Origin of the sequence: Kitasatospora sp. NPDC048722, assembly GCF_040650235.1 — a bacterium.
In the GTDB taxonomy this organism is placed as follows: Bacteria; Actinomycetota; Actinomycetes; order Streptomycetales; family Streptomycetaceae; genus Kitasatospora.
In genome coordinates this window covers 60,382-80,962 of sequence record NZ_JBEZGX010000017.1, presented here as the reverse complement: position 1 = coordinate 80,962, position 20,581 = coordinate 60,382, and the positions used below count along the sequence as shown (strand labels likewise).

Sequence of the window (20,581 nt, the reverse complement as noted above, 5' to 3'; positions counted from 1 at the left end):
AGGGTTCATCACGAGATGGCCGAGATCGAGGACACCCCGCCCGCCACCGAACCGCTGCCGACCCTCCCGGGCACACGCCCCCTGCCGCCACAGCCCACTCCCGCCACCCTCCCCGACCCGGCGGACCTGCGCCCGGCCGGACCCTCCCGGCGGTGGACCTGGCTGCTCGGAGGCGTCACGGCCGGGGCGGGCGCCGCAGCGCTCGTCCTGGGCCTGGTGGCCAACCTCGTCACCCCGGCGGCGACCGCGGGGACGACGGCCGCGACGAGCGTCTCCCCTGCGACGACCGTCTCCGCCACGACGACCGTCTCGCCCGCGCCGACGCTCTCGCTCTCGCCCGCGCCGACCCTCTCGGTCACGCCCGCCGCCTCCGGACCGGCGAGCCCTACGACGGCGCCCTACACCACCTTGCCCGCGGGCTGCGCCCTGGTTCGCCCCGAGACGGTCGACCGCTATGCGAAGGGAACCTCTTGCAGCGAGCAAAAGGACGTCGGGGGCATGACCAATGCGAGCGCGGGCTGGCACAGCAATGACGGAGGCTGGACCATGATGCAGGTCATGGTCCAGCTGTCCCCGATCGCCGACTACCTCTACGAGACCACCGTGGCCGCGCACCGGACCGGGGGGGCTACCACCGGAATGAAGGTCACTGACGACCGGGCCGTTCCCGGCATAGGGGAGAAGGCAACCCTGCTCTACACCACCATGAATGGGAACGGCCACGCCGACCTCGTGGCGCTCCAGCGCAACGCGCTCATCACCATCAGCTATGAAAAGGGCACCTTTTCCGGGGTCACCCTGAAGGACATCCCGCCCGCTGACGCCGAAGCCGCCGCCACCGCCTGGGCCCAGGACGTCGTGGCCACGCTCGCCGCCTCGTGAAACCCGCGACGCCACCGACCCAGGGCCCAAGCTTTTCCTCCAGATCCACGAGGGGCCGCAACTGCGGGTCAGAGAACTCCAGCATCGTGTGCGGACACCGGCGCATGGCCCGTCGACCGCGCCGAGCGTTCGCCGCCCACCTCGGCGTGCGGCACTGCTGGGCGGGTTCGTCATGGGGGCGGGCACCGCCGTGGCCATCACCCTGGTACGGTCCCTGGTGTACGGCTTCCCGATCACCGCTCCCGGGGTGCCGCAGTTCACGATCGTCAACGTCATCGTCTTCGGGCTGATCTTCGGCACGGCGGCGCCGCTGACCTTCGGGCTCCTGATGGCCTTTCAGGCTCCGCTGGACACCACTTCCGCAGCGACCCCCTCCGCCCTGCCGGCGACGAACCGGGCCGAGGCCGCCCGGCAACTCCTGATCCTCGCGCCGCTGCTGACAGCCACCATCACCGGAGTCGGCCAGGCCCTCGTCACCGCGCTCCACGGCACGCTCGGCCCCCTGGTCTGGGGCCTGGACGGGCTCGAGGTCGGCGCCATCGGCGGAACCGGCGGCGCCGCTGCCTACATCCTCATGTTCACGGCCTGGGGACAGTGGCTCGTCCTGGTCCGCTTCTGGCTCCCGCTCACCGGCCGACTCCCCTGGAACACCGCCGTGTTCCTCGAGGACGCCTACCACCGCGGCGCGCTGCGCCGGTGCGGCGCCGTTTACCAGTTCCGCCACGTACGGCTCCAGCACCACCTGGCTCGCGCCCACCGCCGGCGCACCGGCCGCTTCACCGACGCGAACATGTCCAGCCAGAACAGTCGCACCGGATGAGACCCTCCCAAGTGATCGAGCCCCGGTCAAACGGGGAGCGGTTCGATGAACTCCTTCGTCGGCGGCAGATACGGGCGCGCAGGATCAGGTCGGGGTCTGCACGGCCTTCGGCTCTGCCCCGTAATCGGCTCTGGCCCGTATTCGGTGGCAACGAGGGCGACGGTCGTCGTCGGCATGGTGTGCGCGATGTCAACGATCCTGCGGGTGTGGTGTGTTCGGGGCTCGCCGACGAGGGTGACGGTCAGCTGTCGGCCCACGAGGTCCAGGGTGATCCGGTCGCCGAGCTTGAGCCCGTGCTGGTCGAGGAAGGTCGGCCCGGCCTCGATCTCGTTCGGCCGGGGCGCCGTGTGGCCCTTCACCACCTCGAGTCGCTTGGAGTCAGCGAGGTCGTCGCCGCCGCAGAAGTCGGCGAAGACCGGCTGGGAGTAGTCGACCAGGCCGACCTGGACCAGCCCGCGCACGGAGACCCTTTCGGCGCCGGGGGTGGCCCGCAGCATCGCCTCGGCCTGGGCGGGGTGAAGCCGATCGACTTCAGCACGCCGATGTGCCGGTGGCCGGATACCACCGCGCCGCTCACCACGTTGCCGACGATCAGCGCGGCGACGACCAGGCCGAGTACGCCGAAGGTCGCCATCAGCGGCAGGTAGGCGTCGGCGCCCGCCGAGAAGACCTGCCGGGGCTGGGGCCAGGCGCCGGTGGTGGGGGTGCTGGCGGTGCGCGAGGCGGTGGAGGGTCCGCCGTTCGCGGAGCTGATCGTGGAGGTCGGCCCCGGGCTCCATACCGACCTGGTGGAGGCCACGGACGACCGGAGGGGCCGCCAGGGCCGGCGACTATGACTCGTCTCACACCAGACCGTGACACCGTGTCATCACTGCTGGTGCGTGCGGTAGCGCCGGCCGCGCTGGCCGAATTCGTCAGGAATCTGTCATTGCCGCCACCCACGGTGTGGACACAGGCTGTGACGGTGTCTCAGCGACGAGTTGTTGTGGTGGTCTACCCCGGCGTCCAGGCCTTGGACATCGCCGGACCCATTGAGGTGTTCGACACCGCCGGCCGGCAGCGGCGGGACGACCAGGGCGGCTACCAGGTCGAGTTCGTTTCGGCGGCCGCGCCCCGGGTCCGGACCAGCGCGGGTTTGGTGATCGAGGCGGAGCCGCTGGAGGCGGGCGAGGGACCGATCGACACGCTCCTCGTGCCGGGGGGTTGGAGCCTGCACGAGGCGCTGGCCGACCGGGAGCTGGTGTCCTGGATCCGGCGGGCGGCCGAGCGCTCGCGCCGGGTGGTGTCGGTCTGCGGCGGTGCGTTCCTGCTCGCCGAGGCCGGGCTGCTCGACGGGCGGCGGGCCACCACCCACTGGGCCTACCGGGAGGAACTGGCCCGCCGTTACCCGGGGGTGACGGTGGAGCGGGAGCCGATCTTCGTCTGGGACGGCAGCTACGTCACCTCGGCCGGGGTGTCCACCGGGATCGACCTGGCGCTCGCCCTGGTGGAGGCCGACCACGGCGCGTCCCACGCCCTGGAGGTGGCTCGCTTCCTGGTGCTCTTCCTCAAACGGAGCGGCGGTCAGTCGCAGTTCAGCATCATCCTGGACGCCCAGCTAGCCGACCGGCCGCCGATCCGGGCGGCGCAGGAATGGATCCTGCAGAACCTCGAACAGCCGCTGCCCGTACCCGAGATGGCCGAGCGCGCCAACATGAGCGTGCGCAACTTCGCCCGGGTGTTCCGGCGCGAGGTGGGCACGCCACCGGGCCAGTACATCGAGCAGATGCGCATCGCCCGGGCGCGCGAGCTTCTGGAGTCCACCGAGTTGACGGTGGGACAGATCGCCGGCCGCTGCGGTTTCGCCTCGACCGAGACCTTCTTCCGATCCTTCGGCCGGACCCTGGAACTCACACCGAACGAGTACCGCCGGCGCTTCCAGACCCTGGTACCGGCCGGGCTGGTCCTCGACGCCGTCGCGGGCGAGCGGAGTGTCACCTCGTGACCACCGACACCCGGGCCACCCCGCGGGCGGTCGCCCCCGCCCCCGCTTCCGCGTCCACCGCCGTCCGTGCCGTCGACCACCTGGCGGCCGTACTGGCCGAGTCCGGCGTCCGGCAGGTGTTCGGGATCGGCGGCGCGAACATCGAGGACCTGTACGACGCGCTGAACGCCACCGGCGGCGCGGTGCGCACCGTGATCGCCAAGCACGAGTTCTCCGCCGTCACCATGGCGGACGGTCACAGCCGGGCCACCGGGCGGCTCGGGGTGGTCGCGGCCACCTCCGGCGGCGGCGCGATGAACCTGCTGCCCGGGTTGGCGGAGGCGCACGCCTCGCGGGTGCCGGTCCTCGCCCTGGTCGGGCAGCCGCCCACCGAGCTGGACGGGCGCGGCGCCTTCCAGGACTCCAGCGGACGGGCCGGATCCCTCGACGCCCGAGCGGTGTTCGGGTCGGTCAGCCGGTACTGCGCCCGGGTCGAGGCGGCCGAGGAGCTGCCGCGGCTGCTGGCGCAGGCGATGGCGGCGGCGGTCGGCACGCACCCCCGGGGGCCCGCCGTCCTCCTGCTGCCCAAGGACGTCCAGCAGGCCGCCCTGACGCCCCCTCGGCCCGCGCCACCCGAGCCACCCGCGCTCCCGGCTGCACCGCGAACGCCGCCGCGGCAGCTGGACCGCGCGGCTGAGCACCTGCGGGGCGCCGGGCCGGTGCTGATCATCGCCGGCGAGGGGGTCGCCGCGGCCGGTGCGAAGGCCGAACTGGCCGAACTGGCTCGGAGGTTGGAAGCCTGGGTCGCGGTCGTGCCGGACGCCAAGGACGTCTTCGACAACGCCGACCGGCGGTTCGCCGGTGTCGCCGGAGTGATGGGACACCCGAACGTCCCGGACTGCCTGCGCAGGGCCGGGCTCTGCCTGCTGGTCGGCACCCGGCTGCCGGTGCTGGCCCGCGGCGGCCTGGAGCAGGAGCTGGCCGGCACGCCCGTGATCTGCGTCGATCCCGAACCTCCGTTCGTTCCGTGCGCCCCCGGGCTACATCTGTCCGGCGAGCTGGGCGACACCCTGCGCGGACTGGCCGCCCGGCTCGCCCCCGAGGTCCGGCCGGCCCCCGCGCACGCCGGACCGGTCCCGCTGACCACCCCGCCCACCGGCGGCGGCCTCGGTCACGCCGAAGCGGTGGCGGCGGTGGCGGACGCGCTGCCCCCGGACGCCCACGTCTTCGTGGACGCCGGGAACGCCGGTGCCAGCGCGATCCACCGCCTCCCGGCCCCGCGGCGGGGACGGTTCGTGGTCGCCGTCGGGATGGGCGGCATGGGCTACACCTTCGGCGCGGGCATCGGAGCGGCGCTAGCCACCGGACGGCGCACGTACGTGCTTGCAGGTGACGGTGCGTTCTTCATGCACGGCATGGAGGTGCACACCGCCCTCGAGTACGCCGCGCCGGTCACCTTCGTGATCCTCAACAACAACGCGCACGCCATGTGCGCGACCCGCGAGCAACTGTTCCAGGGTGCCCCGCACCCCGGCAACCTGTTCCTCCCCTCCGACATCGCCGCGGGCGCGGCGGGCCTGTTCCCCACCTTGGAGGTGACCCGGGCCGAGACCGCCGAGCAGCTGCGCCGGGCGCTGCTGCGCAGCAACGCGGCCAGTGGTCCGGTCCTGGTGGCGCTGGACCTCGACCCCGCCGAGATCCCCCCGTTCCTGCCCTTCCTGTCCGTTCCGACCACTGCTGAGCACGAGGAGACCATCCATGACCGCCGCGCCGTCCACGTCGGCTGACACCACCCACCCGACCGGGGTCCCCGGGCTGACCACGGTGGAGAACACCTCCCCCGCCGATGTGGCCGCGTACTGCTCGGAGCTGACCCGCCCGGCCTACCCGCACCAGGAGATCTACGGGCAGTACTGCACGATCCACGAGTACGTCGACTGCCCGCCCGACGAGGCGTACGAGTACCTGAAACAGGGTCATCACCTGGAGGAGTGGACCTTCAGCCTGCGCAACTTCGAGCCCGCCGGCACCCCCGGCCTGTGGGTCGGGGACGACCTGCTGGAGGCGGGCACCCGGATCTACTGCCGGGTCGAGACCAACGCCGAGGCCAGGACCGTGGACTTCCACTGCTCCTGGGACCAGGGCGAGCAGCTCTGGATGATCTACCTGATGCGGGTCGTCCCCGCCGAGCTGGTGGTGAACCGACCCGGCTCGGTGATCACCTGGACCAACTGCCGGCACCCGTTCTACGACGCCAACCCCCGCCCCGAGCTCGCCCCGCGCCTGGACCGGACCTGGGTGGGCGGCTACTGGGACCTGTTCTACGCCGGCCACACGGTGGAGATGGCCAACCTCAAGGCGATCCTGGAGCATCGCCACCGCAGCGGCGTGCCGGTGAGCGTCCCGCCTCGCGCGGCGAACGGCAGCACCGGCCCGGCGGTCGCGCGGTGAAGACGGTCAGCCTCACCGATGTCTCCGGCTACCTGCCCGGGGAGCCTGTCCCCGCGAGCTACTACACCGACTGCCCGGGCGCGGAGGACCGGCTCAGGGACAACCCGATGTTCCGCGTCCCGCCGCTGCGGCACCACGTGACCGGGGAGAGCAACGTGGACCTGGTGGAGCGGGCGGTGCAGCCACTCATCGAGCGGCACGGTCGGAGCGAGATCCGTGCCGTGGACGTGTTGCTTGTGCACAGTCAGCTGCCCGACACCCCGTTCGTGGGCGCCGGCACCGAGGTCGCCCGCCGACTCGGACTCAACCCGAGCTGGCTGATCGACGTCGCCAACGCGGGGTGCGCCTCCTTCGTGCACATGCTGGAACTGGCCCGGCAGATCCTGCGCAGCACCGAGGCCAGGACGGCGCTGATCTGCAACGCGCAGACGGCGGCCGGGCAGCTCTTCACCCAGTCCGAGGTGCGGCGCCTCGCCCAGGCGGCGATCCCCGGCGACGGCTGCGGCGTCGGCTACCTCACCACCTCGGCGAGCTCGCCCGTGCTGGAGCTGGTGTCTCGTCACATCGGCGCTCACGGCGGCGACATGACCGCGGTCCTGGACGACGGCCGTCGCTACTGGGAGCCGGGAAGGTCGCAGCTGCGGATCGGCTTCAGCGAGGAGGGAGTCAGCACGGTCCTGGAACGCGGCAACCGGCTGGTTCCCGAGCTGGTCGGCGAGGTCTGCGACCGGATCGCCGTCCCCACGGAGGAGATCGACCTGCTGGTCACCAACCAGCCGAACCGCACCTTCCTGCACAACTGGCGCCGATCATTGGGCCTCCCCGCCGAGCGGCACCCCGACACCTTCGACACCTGCGGCAACCTCTTCGGCGCCGCCATCCCCATCACGCTGGACCGGGCGCTGCGGTCGGGGCGGGTGCACGAGGGCGACCTCGTGGTACTGGGCGGCTTCGCCCACGCCGGCGACTACGCGGCGGCGGCGGCGATCCGCTGGGGCGCGGTTGCCTGACGGCACGTGTTTCCGGGCGCGAGCAGGCCGGTCACTCGGCAATCGCCTCCGCCGACGGCTTGAAGCACTGGCGCACGTTCTCCACCTTCTTGTGCCGGGACTTGGCCATCAGCATCAGCTCGGACGCGCCCTGCTCGCCGAGGCGGGTCAGCGAGGAGTGCCAGTACTCGTGCAGGTCCCAGCCCGTGCCCGGCCCGGCCACCACGGTGTGCTGGTCGAGCAGCGCGCGGGCCTGACCGTAGGAGGGGCGACCGAGGCCGGCCAGGTCGAGGAGGCGATCGTCGGTGGTTGCCTGGGCGGCTTGGGCGAGCGTCTCCCATTGGAGGGAGTTCTCGGTGGCGGCGAGGTGGAGGTCGCGCAGGTCGCGCAGAAGTAGCAGGCGGCCCGTCTCCCGCACGGTGCGCGGTGTCTCCCCGCTCACGCAAAAAACCGGCACAGCCCGATGACAGGCCCAGCCGCGCCGAGGGACATGCCGACCGGCCGCTACGGTGACCGCCTGTCACGTTCGCGGCAGCGGCCGGCTGGAATGCGCACAGCGGTGGTGAGGCGGTGTCTCCGCGTGCGAGACGGGTAGGGGACGGCGACGGGTGCCGGAGCGGGGAGGAATCGGTGATGTCCGAACAGCACAGGGCGGTGGCGAAATACACCTGGCACGGCCCGAGTTCGGCGGCGCCGGAGTGTCTCGTGTACTGGGTCGAGGGCGAGCCGATGCCCGACGGCGCCCGCCGCCAGGAGCCCTGGCGGTCCTTCGGTGACCGCACGGCGCACAGCGTCCAGGTGATGACGACACCGGGGGAAGTGGACACCTGGCGTGACGCCGCCGTCGCCTACATCGCGGAGACGGAGGCTGCGGCCGACGAGCTGTGGCAGGCCATGGCGCGGTGGGCGCCTCGGCGGCGGCTGGCACGGCGCCTGCCCGGGGCCGGCGCGCGACGGGCGCGCCGTCGGCGCAGCGCCGAGGATGCGTACGCGGCCCGGATGGCGGCTGCCGCCGCGGCCTACCGGCCGGTGCTGGAGCAGATCGAAGCGCGGACAGCCATCGTGCAGGAGGAGGAGCGCGTTGCCCGGGAACGGGCTGCGGCCCGCGAGAAGGCCGACCGGGCCGTCCGGTACGCCGTGTTCCAGGAGTGGAGCAAGCGACAGGCCGCCGCGGTGCAGGCCGCCGATCTGCGGCTCTTGGCCTGGGAGTTCGATGCGGACGTCCTCCGCGTGATGGTGCACGACGTCGCCATCCACACACAATCTCCGCTCACTGCAAGGGAGTTGGCAAAGGTCCTGATCGTCCTCCATGGTCGCGGGTGCAACCGGGTGGCCTGGGAGCCGGCGGCCCGCCGCCGCGTGGAGGAGACGGCGGGCGCCGGAACCTTCCCGACCTGGTGGCGGGATCTGCTGTGCGCGACGGTGAACGCCCGGGCGCGGCACGCTGCGGAGCAGGAGATCGTCGCCACGGCCGAGCGCGTCGGAAGGGCCCTTCTCCATGCCGGGAATCCCGGCATGGAGACCTACAGCGCGGGCTCCTCGGAGTTCGTGACCGGGTGGCCGGTGGTCCTCGACTGGCCGGAGCACCTCCCGCCGCCGGCCGTCACCCCTCCACCGCTCCCGTGGGCGAACCCGGCGGATCGTTGGCGGCTCCGGTCGTACGACGGCCGGCCATCCGACCACAGAACCCTGACGCTCACAGTGGGCGGGTGGCCGCCCGATTCGGTGCGGTTCGCCGAACTCGGAACCGAGATCGTCTACCAAGGCTTCACCCGGCAACGGTGGCGTACCGTCACACCCGCGCTGTTCGCCCGCATCCTGCTGGATGACGAGATGACCCATCGCGGCCCCGGGTATCCGAAGGAGTTCACCCTCCGCATCGCCGAACACGCCGACCCCCGCCAGTTCGTACCGTTCGTAACAGCACTCGCCGGGACGGTGACCACCGCACTACTGGACGTCGCCTGCCGCAACGACACCCCGTTATGACGTGAGGTACCGGTACCACGGGTGACCGTCGCACTCTGGACTGTCAGCCAGTAAGGTCCGGTCGGCTCCGTCCCCGGCCTCCTCGGGACGGGCCCGGGTCGCCTTCTCGACCCGTTGGTGTTCCATCGCCGGCCCACCGGTCGCCGGCGTCAGGCCAACGGCCCGGCCGCATCGAGTGAGCACGTCGCGGCCAGGGCCGGGCCACCGTTCTGCACCTGCGCCAGGCCAGGACCGCCGCCGACATCGGCCACACCGCCGAGGGCGTCGCCCACATCGTCTCCGGACTGCTGCGTGTGGCCGCCGCCCTCAACGGCTTCCAGGCCAAGGGCCCCCAAGGCGCCGTCCCAGTCCAGGCCATGTACCAGCAGACCAAGCAGGTGCCAAGACCGCTCACTTTGGCACGGAGCGAAGCGATTTGATCCGGCGGCAGTCGGCACCGGCCGCCGGCACGGCATCGTCGTACGCCCGTGTAGCCACCTCCACGGCTTCCCCCGGTCACCGGTCAATCGGGTGGCAGAGGCCGACGGCGGTGCGGGATGGTGTGCCCGACCGCGGTGGAGAACGCGGCCGGGTGCCCGAAGCCGCCGCGGGCGAGAAGGCCGGCAGCGGGGGCGACCCTCAGGCCCTGGATGCCGTCCAGGCCTTGACAGGCGGCGTGGACGGCGTCGGGGGCCACAGGGCGGCGGCCGCAGGCACTCGATCAGCCGGCGGTGAAGCCACCGCGCGGCCCAGCGTGTCGATTCACCGGGCAGTCGACAACGTCATCCCGGTCACTCCGGTTCGAAGGCCCGCAGGGTGTCGTCGCCGTCGGTCCACAAGACCCCGAGCCGCTGCCGGGACAAAGAGCCAGCCGTCTCCGTTCCGGCGGAACTCCCAGTCGTAGGGGCCGCCCATGGAGTAGGGGGCGGAGGTTCTTCCCGGAGCGGTGACGGCGACGAACCACATGTACCCGATGCCGGTCGCCCGGTCGCCCGCCACCTCTACGTGCATGTTGAGGATGTGGTGCTGGATGCTCGTGTAGGGCGACTCGGCCTCCTCCACCTTCGCGCGGATGGCCTCCCTCCCCCGGGTTCGCTGCCAGGGCCCGAACTCCAGCACGGCGTCTTCGGTCCAGCAGGCGGACCAGGTCCGCCAGTCCTTGCGGTCAAGTGCCCGCCAGCCGCGGATCATGAGGGCGTGCAGGGCGTCCCGGTCCTCCAGGTCCCGCACTCTGCGCGCCAGGTCGTCCGGGTCGGGGGTGTGCGGCATTGCGGTTCCTTCCGTCACTGGGCGCTCGCCGCGGGTCGTACGACGATCTCGTTGACGTCGACGTGCGGCGGCTGGGAGATCGCGTAGGCGACGGCGTCCGCGATCGCGGAGGCCGGCAGGGCCACGGCGCGGTAGGTCCGCATGGCCGCCCGGGCGGCCGGGTCCGCGATGCCGTCGGCGAGTTCGGACTCCGTGACGCCCGGCGAGACCAGTGTGACCCGGACGTCACCGGCGGACTCCTGACGCAGGCCCTCGGAGACGGCACGGACCGCGAACTTGGTGGCGCAGTAGACGGCGGCGGTGGGAGAGACCTCGTGCGCGCCGACGGAGGCGATGTTCACGATGTGCCCGCCGCCTTGGGCGCGCATCACGGGCAAGGCGGCGGCGATGCCGTGCAGGACACCCCGCACGTTCACGTCGATCATGCGGTTCCACTCCTGCGTCCTGAGCGCCTCCAGCGGCGACAGCAGCATCACCCCGGCGTTGTTGACCATCACGTCCACGCGGCCGTAGCGCTCTTCGGCCGCTGCCACGAAGTCCTGGACGTCGGCGGCCTCGGTGACGTCCAGGCGCCGGGCCGCCGCCGTGCCGCCCATGGCGGTGATCTCCGTGACGAGTCGGTCCAGGCGATCGGTGCGCCGCGCTCCCAGGAACAGGCGGTGGCCGTCGGCGGCGAGCCGGCGGGCGGTCGCCTCGCCGATCCCGCTGCTGGCACCGGTGATCGCTACGACCTTGACTGTCTGGTCCGGCATGACTGCCCCTTGTCTCTCGGTAGGGCACCGAGTCTGGGCGAGGTGTTCCAGGCGGCCCAGGCCGTGTGCTGCCTGGGTGCGGTACACCCGGGCAGCACACCCGGCCGGCGGCATAGCCTGGGCACATGACCGACAACCAGCTGGGTGAGTTCCTGCGGGCGCGCCGTGCGGCCGTGCGGCCGCAGGAGGTCGGGATGCCGAGCCATGGCGTGCGCAGGGTGGCCGGGCTGCGCCGTGAAGAGGTCGCCGTACTGGCCGGGGTGAACGCGGACTACTACACCCGGCTGGAACAGGGCCGCGAACGCCACCCGTCCGCGCAGGTGGTGGATGCGCTCAGCCGCGCGCTGCTGCTGGACACGGACGCCCAGGCACACCTTCACCAACTGTCCGGAACCGCACCGTCCCAGCGGCCCGTCGCCGCCACCGACCAGGTCGCCCCCGCCCTGCGTGTCCTGCTGGACGGCTACCCCGGTACTCCGGCGTTCGTCATCAACCCGGTCCTGGACATCCTGGCCGCCAACGCCCTGGCCGAGGCGCTGTACTCCCCCTTCGAACCGATGGACAACCTGGCCCGCATGATCTTCCTCGACCCGGCAGGCCGGCCGTTCCACCCCCGATGGGACCGGACCGCCGAGATGGTGGTGGGACACCTGCGCCAGGCGTCCGGCGTCGATCCGGGCAGTCCACGCCTACGGGTTCTCGTAGGCGAACTCAGCACGCGCAGCACGGACTTCGCCCGACTGTGGAACACCCACACCGTGCGCGGCAAGACCCGGGAGAACAAGCACCTCCACCACCCGGACGTCGGCGGCCTGACCCTCACCCACCACGCATTCGACGTTCGGGACGCCCCCGGCCAGCAGTTGATCATCTACCATGCCGAACCCGGCAGCCCCAGCGCCGAGGCACTCAGCCTGCTCGGCTCCGTGCACGCCACAGCGAACCGCACCTACCGATCCGCCCGATAGCGGGTCGAGCAGACCCGCGGGTAGCTCCGGCGTCGGTCCGACACCGCCCAGCCACAAGCCGGGTGAACGGCATCACCCGGCACGACTCTCGCCCCCGTCCGCCCAGCTGATCCCGTCCGCCGTACGTCGCTCGCCTCGCACCCCACCGCCCTGGTCAGCGGCCGCCGTCGCGGCGCTGCGCCGTCAGAGGGCGTACCTTCCCGAATGATCCTGTGATGGTCATCGAGTAGGCCGACGTTGCAGCGTCGGCCAGGAGGGCACGCCCTGTGCCGGCGGGCCGCGGGACGGCTACTCGTCGTCGGAGACGACTGTGCCGGTCTTGATGTGCCGGGCGGGGTCGGCACCGTCGGCGATCGGTTCCAGGGCCTCCGCCGTCGGCGGTCCGGGCTGCCGCGTGGGAGGCGCGGCGGCCCGACCCGCGACGATGCGACTACGATCAACCGGTAATCCCATCGCAGGTTTGGATGACATGACTGACCCTCAGCTGGCCGATCTCCTGGCCCATGTACGCGAGCACTCGCCCTTCTACCGCGACCTCTACGCCGGACTGCCCGGCGACGTCGCCGACCTGTCAGCGCTGCCGCTGATCGACCACACCGCCTACTGGGGCGCCCACGGCATCGAGCGCAGCGATCTGCTCACCGGCCCGCACCAGGACGGCATCGTTTTCAAGACCGGCGGCACCACCGGCGCACCGCGCGTCTCGGTCTACACCCGCGACGAGTGGCGTGCGATGGCCCGGCGCTTCGGCGAGGGGCTACCCGCCGCCGGGGTGCGCGCGGGCGACCGGGTGGCCAATCTGTTCTACGCCGGGGAGCTGTACTCCAGCTTCGTCTTCACCCTCAACGCCTTCCAGGAGGCGCCGGTCCCGGTGGTGCAGCTGCCGATCGGCGGTGCGGCGCCGCTGGACTTCACCATCGAGACCCTGCGCGACTTCCGCGCCACGGTGATCTCCGCGCCGCCGACCTCGCTGTGCCGGCTGGCCCGTCAGGTGGCCGAGACCGTGGGGACGCTGCCGCAGGTCCGGCTGGCGCTGTTCGCCGGAGAGGCCTTCTACGGCGACCAGTTGGCGCTCATGGCCGCCGCCTTCCCGAACGCGCGGGTCCGCTCGATCGGCTACGCCAGCGTGGACGCGGGCATCCTGGCCGGGCCGGTGGCGGACGAACCGGACACCCGGGTGCACGAGGTGTTCGGCACCGACAAGGTGATCGAGCTGCTCGACCCCGAGAGCGGCGAGCCGATCACCGAGGAGGGCCGTCCGGGCCGGGTCATCGCCACCGACCTGGTGCGTCGCCTGATGCCGGTGATCCGCTACCCGGTCGGCGACATCGCCGAGTGGGTCGACTACCCGCGACGCCGCTTCCGGCTGCTCGGCCGTTCCGAGGAGGGTGCCCGGGTCGGCGTGGTCACCGTCTACCTGGAGGACCTGCGCGCCATGGCCGCCCGGGCCGACCGGCAGGGTGCGGTCGGCGACCTGCAGGTCGTGCTCCGGCACCGTGAGGCCAAGGACGAACTGCTCCTGCGGCTGGCCGGCCCGGCCCGGTCGGCCGACTTCGAGCGGGAGTTGCTCGCCGTGCTGGACGAGGCCCGGCCGATGTTCGGCGCGGAAGTGCGGAAGGGGAACATCCACCCGCTCGCCTTCGAGTGGGTCGGCCCGGACGGACTGGACGTCAACCCGCGCACGGGCAAACTGATCCGTCTCGTCGACCAGCGCGCGAACTGACGTCCGGGCTCGCGGCGGACCGGCAGGAACGCGGGGGACCGCGCGACCGGCCATGCGGCTTGGGATGCTGCATGGCCGGTCGCGCGGTTCCTCCGCGTCCTTCGGAACGTCAGCGGTTCCTGGACCGTCGGTCCACGACGGCCAGCAGCTTCCCGCTCGCCGCCGTCTGCGCGAAGTCCGCGGCCGGTACGCGCTCCACGCGCAGCTCCACCAGCCGGTCCCGCTCCACCGCCGCCGCGAGATCCGGGTACCCGTCCAGGAATTCCCGGATGCCCGGCCCGTCCTGCGGCCGGCCCTCCAGCCGGACGGTCAGCGTCTCGTTGGCGGCGTCGTCCTCGTCCAGCAGGATCTGCAGCGCACCGTGGTGCTCCAGCCGTTCCTCCGCGACCTGGACGAACCGCCGGTAGTTGAGGAAGTGGCTGCCGCTGCGGAAGATGTCGCCGAAGCGCCCCAGCAGTTCGAAACGCGGGGTGCGCCGACCGCACGGGCAGTCCTCGGTCAGCCAGCGCCCGAGGTCACCGATCTCGTACCGGTCCAGCCGCTGCCCGCGCCGGGTGTGCGCGGTGAACACCAGCCGCCCGGCCTCACCCGCCGGCGCCGGCCGGTCCGCCTCGCGGTCGAGGATCTCCAGCGTGTGCAGTCCGCTGAACAGGTGGTACACCCGGTCCGGCGCCTGCGGGCACTGGTAGCCGAGCGGGCCCGCGTCAACGCTGCCGTACGCGCCGGCGCGGACCAGCTCGACCCCGAACTCCTCACGCAGCCACTCACGCTGGCGTGCCGGGAAGTGCTCGCCGCCGTAGAACAGCTTGCGAACACCACGGTACTCGCGCAGCAGGTCCGCGCCCTCGGTGAAGATCCGCAGCAGGTAGTTCGGCATGCCGAACAGGGTGTTGACCCGGTGCTCGACCACCGACCGGGCGACCGCCGCGTGGTCGTCCTGCGCCATCATCGGGTACTGGACCGCCCCGAGCGTCTCCAGCACCGAGAAGAAGCTGGAGAACCCGCCGTACAGCTGCCCGCCGAAGAAGAGGTTCATCGCCCGGTCGGTCCGCGGGTCGAACCCGGCCGCCAGCAGGCCCTCCGCGCCGGACCGCATGTGCTCGTGGTAGTCGTCCCAGCTGAACGCGGAGAGCTTGGGCGCGCCGGAGCTGCCGCCGCTGCGGAAGAAGACCTCCGCACGGCTGAGGTCGGTCTGCAGCTGCTCGAACTCCGTCTTGCCGGTCACCGCGACCGCCGGGGGGCTGAGTTCACGCGCACCGACCAGGTCGTCCAGGCAGGCGTCGCCGGTGAACCGCCCGTCCAGCTGGACGTCCACCCGGCGGCTGTAGCGCTGCAGCGCGTACACGCCGTCGTGCGGCTCGCCGTCATAGCTGCCGAGCATTCCGCCGGGCACCGTCACCCGCTGGACGCCCGCCGCCAGCACGGCGCCGGCCAGCTCCGCGGTGTCGGTGCGGCTCGCGCCGATCCCGGCGGTCTGCAGGTAGCGGCGCATCGGGCGCAGCACCTCGGCGATCCGCTTGCGCGGCAGCGGCTTGACCCAGACCGTGCGGTGCAGCGGCGAGGCACGCAGCGCGCTGCGGGTGTCGGCGAGCACGTGCCAGCTCGCGTCGGGAGCGGCATGCACCTTGGTGAGCCCGAGGTGCTCCTCCAGCCGGGCCACCAGGACGGTGTTGGTGATCTCGGCGCTCTCCAGCGGCTCGCGGTCGTGCGGTGCGGGTGCGCGGGCGGCGAGCACGGCGGCGAACCGCTCGGCGAAGGCGAAGAGTTCGTCCTGGTCCTCGGTGTCCAGGTACACCACCTGCGGGCTGGCGCAGGCCTGCTGTTCGAGGCGGCAGATGTCGTCGGCGATGCCGTCCAGCGTCTCGGGGGCGGACCAGGCATCGGCCGTCAGATACGCGAAGGAGAGCTTCGGTCCCCAGTCGACCAGTCGGCAGCCGGCGGGTATCAGCGCGGCGATCGAGGCGATGGCCTCCTCGCCGCCCCAGGCGGCGACGGCGTCGGCGGCCGCGCACAGTCGCTCGAGCCAGTCGGTGCGCGAGGACGGGAAGCCGAGCACCACGACCTGCCGGGCGATCGCTCCGGTGGCGTCGAACTCCGCCAGGGTGGCGAGCAGTTCATGGGTGAACCGCCCCTCGCCGCTGGTCTTGACGACATTGAGGTTGCCCGCGAGCAGGCCCTCGACCACGGTGAGCGCCCCGGCGGCGGGTGCGTTGCCCGGCGCGATGTGCACCAGCAGGCCGACCGGCAGCCAGCCCTCGAAGACCTCCCGGCGGAAGTCGAAGCGCGCCAGCCGCCCGGGGTCGATGCCGCCGAGCTCGCGGGTCAGCTTGACCTCCAGCTCCTCCCGGGACAGCGCCTCGGTCAGGTCGCGCATCGTCCGCGAGGTCTCGTCCTCGGGCACGCCCGCCTCGCGCAGCAGCCCCGCCAGCCGGACGGAGTGCTCGCTCGCCGGGTCGGCCAGCGCGCCGGCCAGGCGGTCGCAGGCGGCGAGCACGGTGATCGGGCTGAGCCGCTCGGCCAGCGCGCCGGCGGCGTACTCGTCGAGGCGCTCCAGGCGGGCCGCCGCCTCCGCGTCGTCCACCCACGCGCCCTGCCAGTAGTGCTGAGTCACTTCTTCCCCTCGGTCTTGAGCAGTTCGGCGGCGGCGACGGCGCAGCTGCGGTTGCGGCTGAGCCCGGCCCGCCCGTGCACCTCGAACCAGGGCGTGGGCAGGCCGCAGCCGCACTCCTCCGGCGCGTGCTGGGTGACCAGGTCGCCCATCAGCACGGACTGGGCCGGCACCGAGGTGATGTACGGCGAGATGAACTGGGGGTAGCCGCTCTCGCCGTACGGCAGCGGCTGGAGCGTGCGCACGTCGCGGACCAGCTGGCGGGCCCAGACCGGGACGTGCAGACGGTGGTTGGGGCACTCCATGTGCAGGACGGAGTGCTCCACGGCGCCGTAGCCGTCGCGGATCCGCTCGTCCGGGATGCCGAGCTGCTCGTGGATGCGCCGGTACAGCTCCGGCTTGGCGACCTGCTTGTCCGCGTTGCCCTTCCAGCCGCCGCCGAAGACAACCAGCGACTCCGGGTTCAACCGGAGGGGTGGCAGGCCGAGTTCGCGCATCCGGTCCAGCGTGAAGGAGAGGAAGGCGGGGAAGCCGAGGATCCGGACCGGCGCGCCCTCCTCGGCGAAGCGGATCAGCGCGCGGACGCAGCCGAACGGGTCGAACTCGTGGCCGCTGCCGGTGTGCTTGAGCGCGTACTCGACCGAGCGGACGGGAGCGAAGTGGCACAGGTACTCGTCGGTGAACGAGGTGCCGAGGTTCAGGCCCGGCCGGGGCTGGTAGTTGGAGAGCAGGTAGTTGACTGGCTCGTCGCCTTCGGACGTGATCCAGCCGTAGTGGTCGAAGACCCGGGCGACCATCCGCTGGCCGTTGCGCAGGGTGAAGTCGTCGAAGGCCATCTGCGACTTCTGGCCGGTCGTGCCGGACGAGGTCAGGGTCAGCAGCGTCTCCTCGCGCGGCAGCGACAGCACCTCGTGCAGCTTGAAGAAGTTGGCGTGTACGAACGGCAGTCGGTGGAGCTCCTCGATGGACTCCAGGGTGTGCCCCTCGGCCGCCCACAGCTTGCCGAAGTAGGGCGAACGCTCGGCGTGCCAGGCGTTGATCTCGTTCATCGCCGCCGTGAACAGGGCGTCCACGTCGTCCCCGGCGCGGTACGGCTCGGCCAGGTCGGCCAGCTGCTGTACGTGGGCGAGTACTTCGGGGTCCGGTGCCGAGACCGGTTGCAGGTACTTGTTCATCGGATACCTCCAAGGAAACCCCGGCCTTTGGGCCGGGGAGGAATTGGGCCGCCCGCGCAGCGGGGCAGGGGGCGGCGATTCGCCGTCAAGGCGGACCGCCGTCCACCAACTGCCCACAGGTGGTCACAAGGACGGGTGATAGCGTGTGATCCGTGACGGCCAATCAGGTGAAGCGGGCTTTCAAGTTCCGCTTCTATCCGACCGATGTGCAGGCGGCTGAGCTGTCGCGCACGTTCGGGTGTGTGAGGCTCGTGTACAACAAGGCGTTGGCCGCGCGGTCCGAGGCGTGGACGCTGCGTCGGGAGCGGGTGAACTACAACGCCACCTCGGCGATGCTGACCGAGTGGAAGAAGACCGAGGATCTGGCGTTCCTCGCCGAGGTCTCCTCGGTGCCGTTGCAGCAGGCCCTTCGGCATCTGCAGGGGGCGTTCTCCAACTTCTGGCTCAAGCGGGCGAAGTACCCGACGTTCAAGTCGAAGAAGAAGTCCCGCAGGTCCGCCGAGTACACCACCAGTGCGTTCCGCTACCGGGATGGTCGGCTCACGCTGGCCAAGATGGCTGAGCCGCTGGACATCGTGTGGTCCCGGCCGCTGCCCGAGGGGCAGTCTCCGTCCACGGTGACCGTGTCGCAGGACGCGGCCGGACGCTGGTTCGTCTCCCTTCTGTGCGATGACCGGCCGTCGATTCCCGCGCCCATCCGTACGGCGATGGGCATCGACGCCGGGATCACCAGCCTGGTGACGCTCTCCACCGGAGAGAAGATCACCAACCCGAAGCACGAGCGCGCCGACCGGGAACGCCTGGCCAGGGCCCAGCGGGAACATGCCCGCAAGGCCAAGGGCTCGGTCAACCGGGAGAAGGCCCGGCGCAAGGTCGCCCGCATCCATGCGAAGATCGCCGACCGGCGCAGGGACTTCCTGCACAAGCTCACCACCCGACTCGTCCGCGAAAACCAAACGGTCGTGATCGAGGATCTGGCGGTCCGCAACATGCTCAAGAACCGCAGGCTCGCCCGCGCGATCAGCGACGCAAGTTGGACTGAGCTGCGGTCCATGCTGGAGTACAAGGCCCAGTGGTACGGCCGCGACCTGGTGACCGTTGACCGGTGGTTCCCCAGCTCCAAGCTGTGCTCGGCCTGCGGAACCATTCGCGCCACGATGCCCCTCAACGTCCGCGAGTGGACGTGCGACTGCGGGACGACCCACGACCGGGACGTGAACGCAGCCAGAAACATCCTGGCCGCCGGGCTGGCGGCAGCAGCCTGTGGAGACGGTGTAAGACCTCAACGGAGCACTCCGGGCGGGCAGTCGTCGATGAAGCAGGAAGTAGTCCCACCGCAGCGCACACGCGCAGCGGCTCAGCCGCGAGGCTGAGGGGACCCCCCTTCTTCAGGAAGGGGGGAAGTCAATGGAATATCCCGTGGGTGTCGAGGTGCTGCTTCTTCCACAGCTCGATGTACTGCTCGGTGAACGGCCGGAACGCGGCGTCGATGGCCAGGCCCCGGAAGTCCAGCGGCTGCAGGATCCGGGCCAGCACCACGTGGTCGCGGAAGCCCTCGGCCTCCCGGCGCATCGCGGGGTAGGCCGCCACCGGCAGGAAGCCGTGCCCGAGCAGCCGGCGCAGCGAGTGGTAACTGTCCAGCGGCACCAGGGCCTCGATGTACCGGGCGCCGTGCGCGGCCAGCCGGTCGGTGATGGCGTCCAGCTCCTCGCCGATCTCCGCGAGCTCGATGCCGATCAGCGTGCAGTACCCGTCGGCGGGGCTGAGGTGCGCGTACACCTCGTAGGCGCCGTCGGCGGCGGAGAGCATGACGTTCGGCTCGTGGAACGGGTAGAAGCACTCCCCCAGCCCGCCGAACCGGCGGCTCACGAAGGCCGGCGCGTCGATGAACTCCAGCTCCCGGACGGCGCTCCCGCCCTTCCTCGGCCTGGGCAGCGGCTCGTCCACGAGCTCCGGTCGCTGCGCGGGCCCCGGCAGGTCCGCCAGCGCCCGTACCAGCCCGTCGAGCGCGGACGGGACCTTGTACACCGGAAGCCGCTGCTCCAGTACGCCCGCACGGTGCTTGGCCAGCAGCACCATGGTCTCGTGCCAGGCGGCCTTGCGCAGGTTCGGCAGGACGCCGAGCGCACGGAAGCCGGACTTCAGGCAGATGCGTTGCGGGGCGGTGGTGTCGGTCCGGGCGGTCGCGTACACGGAGTCGACCGGGTGGTCGCCCGTCAGCAGCTGGTCGGCGAGCTGCTGTACGGCGAGATTGGCCCCGCCGAGCCCACGGGCGTCGGGATGGATCACCAGGCCCTGCAGCTTGCCTATCCGCGCGGCCGGGTCGACCGTGCCGAGGATGGACCCGAGCAACCGGTCGCCGCCGGGCTCCCGGGCCACCAGCCAGGTGCTGTCCGGGGCCGTGATCTCACGGGCCATCACCTCGGGGTCGGTGCCGAGCGGCAGCGCGTAGCTCCGCCCGTACACCTGGCGGTAGAGCGTCAACAGAGCGTCCACGTCATCAAGACGGGCCGGAATGAATTCGAGGGCCAAGTCGCCTCTCCCCAAAGGCGGCGCGAACACGGTTCATCGCGTGCGCACCACGAAAGAAACTTAGGTCGCAAGTAGGCGTGCCCGGTCCGAGCAGCCACGTTGCCGCTCCACCACAGTAACGCTTACGCATCGGTGCACCGGACCGCCACCGCGCTAAAAGACCGTCAGAAGGCGTGGATGCGACGAGAATCACAAGCACGCGAAATGTGTACGAAATTGAACCGATGAACTTCCGCTGAACGTTGTCCGGCCATTCGCCGACTGATCGTCAGGGCTCCCGCAGCGTCGACCTGACCTCGCCGCCGGCCGGCTGTGCGCGGATGACGACTTCCCCGAGATCAACGAGCCACTGCGCACGTGGCTGGAACAGCAATGCGCCGACTACGACAGCCTGCTGCCCGAACAACGCGGGCTACTGGCGGACATCGGGATCGCCGAAGAACAGGCCGCACCTGGACGAAGGCCCCCCACCACCCGGCCG

General features: G+C 71.4%; 16 protein-coding genes and 1 pseudogene. 10 read left to right on the top strand and 7 right to left on the bottom strand.

The genetic code is table 11. From position 1 onward, the window contains the following. Positions 1-15 precede the first annotated feature (15 nt). Together AB0C76_RS15325 and AB0C76_RS15320 are read left to right on the top strand one after the other, a co-directional pair. Positions 16-882, top strand: coding sequence for a hypothetical protein (locus AB0C76_RS15325; RefSeq protein WP_359964657.1), 867 nt, complete (start codon positions 16-18; stop codon positions 880-882). A gap of 172 nt (positions 883-1,054) precedes the next feature. After that, positions 1,055-1,702 carry a hypothetical protein gene (locus AB0C76_RS15320; protein ID WP_359964655.1) on the top strand — a complete coding sequence of 216 codons (648 nt, stop codon included), beginning with the start codon at positions 1,055-1,057 and terminating at the stop codon, positions 1,700-1,702. A gap of 26 nt (positions 1,703-1,728) precedes the next feature. Here AB0C76_RS15320 and AB0C76_RS15315 read toward each other — a convergent pair whose 3' ends face one another. Continuing rightward, positions 1,729-2,199 carry a hypothetical protein gene (locus tag AB0C76_RS15315; protein WP_359964653.1) on the bottom strand — a complete coding sequence of 157 codons (471 nt, stop codon included), beginning with the start codon at positions 2,197-2,199 and terminating at the stop codon, positions 1,729-1,731. Positions 2,200-2,666: 467 nt separating this feature from the next. Between AB0C76_RS15315 and AB0C76_RS15310 the strand changes: the two genes are divergently transcribed. Genes AB0C76_RS15310 through AB0C76_RS15295 form a run of 4 tightly spaced genes read left to right on the top strand, consistent with a single transcriptional unit; the run spans position 2,667 to position 7,126 of the window. Beyond that, a complete protein-coding gene (locus tag AB0C76_RS15310; protein ID WP_359964652.1) occupies positions 2,667-3,686 on the top strand; it encodes a GlxA family transcriptional regulator in 1,020 nt (339 codons plus the stop codon). Further along, complete coding sequence (locus tag AB0C76_RS15305; RefSeq protein WP_359964650.1) at positions 3,683-5,452, top strand: thiamine pyrophosphate-binding protein; 1,770 nt, start codon at positions 3,683-3,685, stop codon at positions 5,450-5,452. The genes AB0C76_RS15310 and AB0C76_RS15305 overlap by 4 nt, the downstream gene beginning before the upstream one ends. After that, positions 5,424-6,116, top strand: coding sequence for an SRPBCC family protein (locus tag AB0C76_RS15300; protein WP_359964648.1), 693 nt, complete (start codon positions 5,424-5,426; stop codon positions 6,114-6,116). The genes AB0C76_RS15305 and AB0C76_RS15300 overlap by 29 nt, the downstream gene beginning before the upstream one ends. Continuing rightward, positions 6,113-7,126 carry a ketoacyl-ACP synthase III family protein gene (locus AB0C76_RS15295; RefSeq protein ID WP_359964646.1) on the top strand — a complete coding sequence of 338 codons (1,014 nt, stop codon included), beginning with the start codon at positions 6,113-6,115 and terminating at the stop codon, positions 7,124-7,126. Before AB0C76_RS15300 ends, AB0C76_RS15295 begins: the two co-directional genes overlap by 4 nt. On the opposite strand, the pseudogene AB0C76_RS15290 reads toward AB0C76_RS15295, so the two are convergent. Further along, positions 7,084-7,385: pseudogene (locus AB0C76_RS15290) on the bottom strand (hypothetical protein); the annotation flags it as partial. The gene AB0C76_RS15295 and the pseudogene AB0C76_RS15290 sit on opposite strands and share 43 nt — an antisense overlap. Positions 7,386-7,834: 449 nt before the next feature. Between AB0C76_RS15290 and AB0C76_RS15285 the strand changes: the two are divergent. Continuing rightward, complete coding sequence (locus AB0C76_RS15285; protein WP_359964644.1) at positions 7,835-9,094, top strand: hypothetical protein; 1,260 nt, start codon at positions 7,835-7,837, stop codon at positions 9,092-9,094. Between the two features lie 741 nt (positions 9,095-9,835). Here the strand turns inward: AB0C76_RS15285 and AB0C76_RS15280 are convergent. Both AB0C76_RS15280 and AB0C76_RS15275 read right to left on the bottom strand, forming a co-directional pair. Continuing rightward, entirely contained in the window at positions 9,836-10,342 is a 507-nt protein-coding gene (locus tag AB0C76_RS15280; protein ID WP_359964642.1) for a nuclear transport factor 2 family protein, read from the bottom strand. 14 nt (positions 10,343-10,356) lie between these two features. Next, positions 10,357-11,094, bottom strand: coding sequence for an SDR family oxidoreductase (locus tag AB0C76_RS15275; RefSeq protein ID WP_359964640.1), 738 nt, complete (start codon positions 11,092-11,094; stop codon positions 10,357-10,359). Positions 11,095-11,219: 125 nt separating this feature from the next. Between AB0C76_RS15275 and AB0C76_RS15270 the strand changes: the two genes are divergently transcribed. Beyond that, positions 11,220-12,062, top strand: coding sequence for a helix-turn-helix transcriptional regulator (locus tag AB0C76_RS15270; protein WP_359964638.1), 843 nt, complete (start codon positions 11,220-11,222; stop codon positions 12,060-12,062). Between the two features lie 469 nt (positions 12,063-12,531). Next, the gene (locus AB0C76_RS15265) at positions 12,532-13,785 is read left to right on the top strand and encodes a phenylacetate--CoA ligase family protein (protein WP_359964636.1); all 1,254 of its coding nucleotides are present in this window, start codon (positions 12,532-12,534) and stop codon (positions 13,783-13,785) included. A gap of 109 nt (positions 13,786-13,894) precedes the next feature. Here the strand turns inward: AB0C76_RS15265 and AB0C76_RS15260 are convergent, their stop codons facing one another. Beyond that, positions 13,895-16,396 carry an acyl-CoA reductase gene (locus AB0C76_RS15260; protein ID WP_359964634.1) on the bottom strand — a complete coding sequence of 834 codons (2,502 nt, stop codon included), beginning with the start codon at positions 16,394-16,396 and terminating at the stop codon, positions 13,895-13,897. Further along, positions 16,393-17,568, bottom strand: coding sequence for an acyl-protein synthase (locus tag AB0C76_RS15255; RefSeq protein WP_359964632.1), 1,176 nt, complete (start codon positions 17,566-17,568; stop codon positions 16,393-16,395). The genes AB0C76_RS15260 and AB0C76_RS15255 overlap by 4 nt, the downstream gene beginning before the upstream one ends. 152 nt (positions 17,569-17,720) lie before the next feature. On the opposite strand from AB0C76_RS15255, the gene AB0C76_RS15250 reads away from it, so the two are divergent. Beyond that, on the top strand, positions 17,721-18,941 hold the full coding sequence (locus tag AB0C76_RS15250; protein WP_359964630.1) for an RNA-guided endonuclease TnpB family protein: 1,221 nt from the start codon (positions 17,721-17,723) through the stop codon (positions 18,939-18,941). Between the two features lie 31 nt (positions 18,942-18,972). Here the strand turns inward: AB0C76_RS15250 and AB0C76_RS15245 are convergent, their stop codons facing one another. Beyond that, positions 18,973-20,100, bottom strand: a complete 1,128-nt coding sequence (locus tag AB0C76_RS15245) for a GNAT family N-acetyltransferase (protein ID WP_359964628.1) — start codon at positions 20,098-20,100, stop codon at positions 18,973-18,975. Positions 20,101-20,581 lie beyond the last annotated feature (481 nt).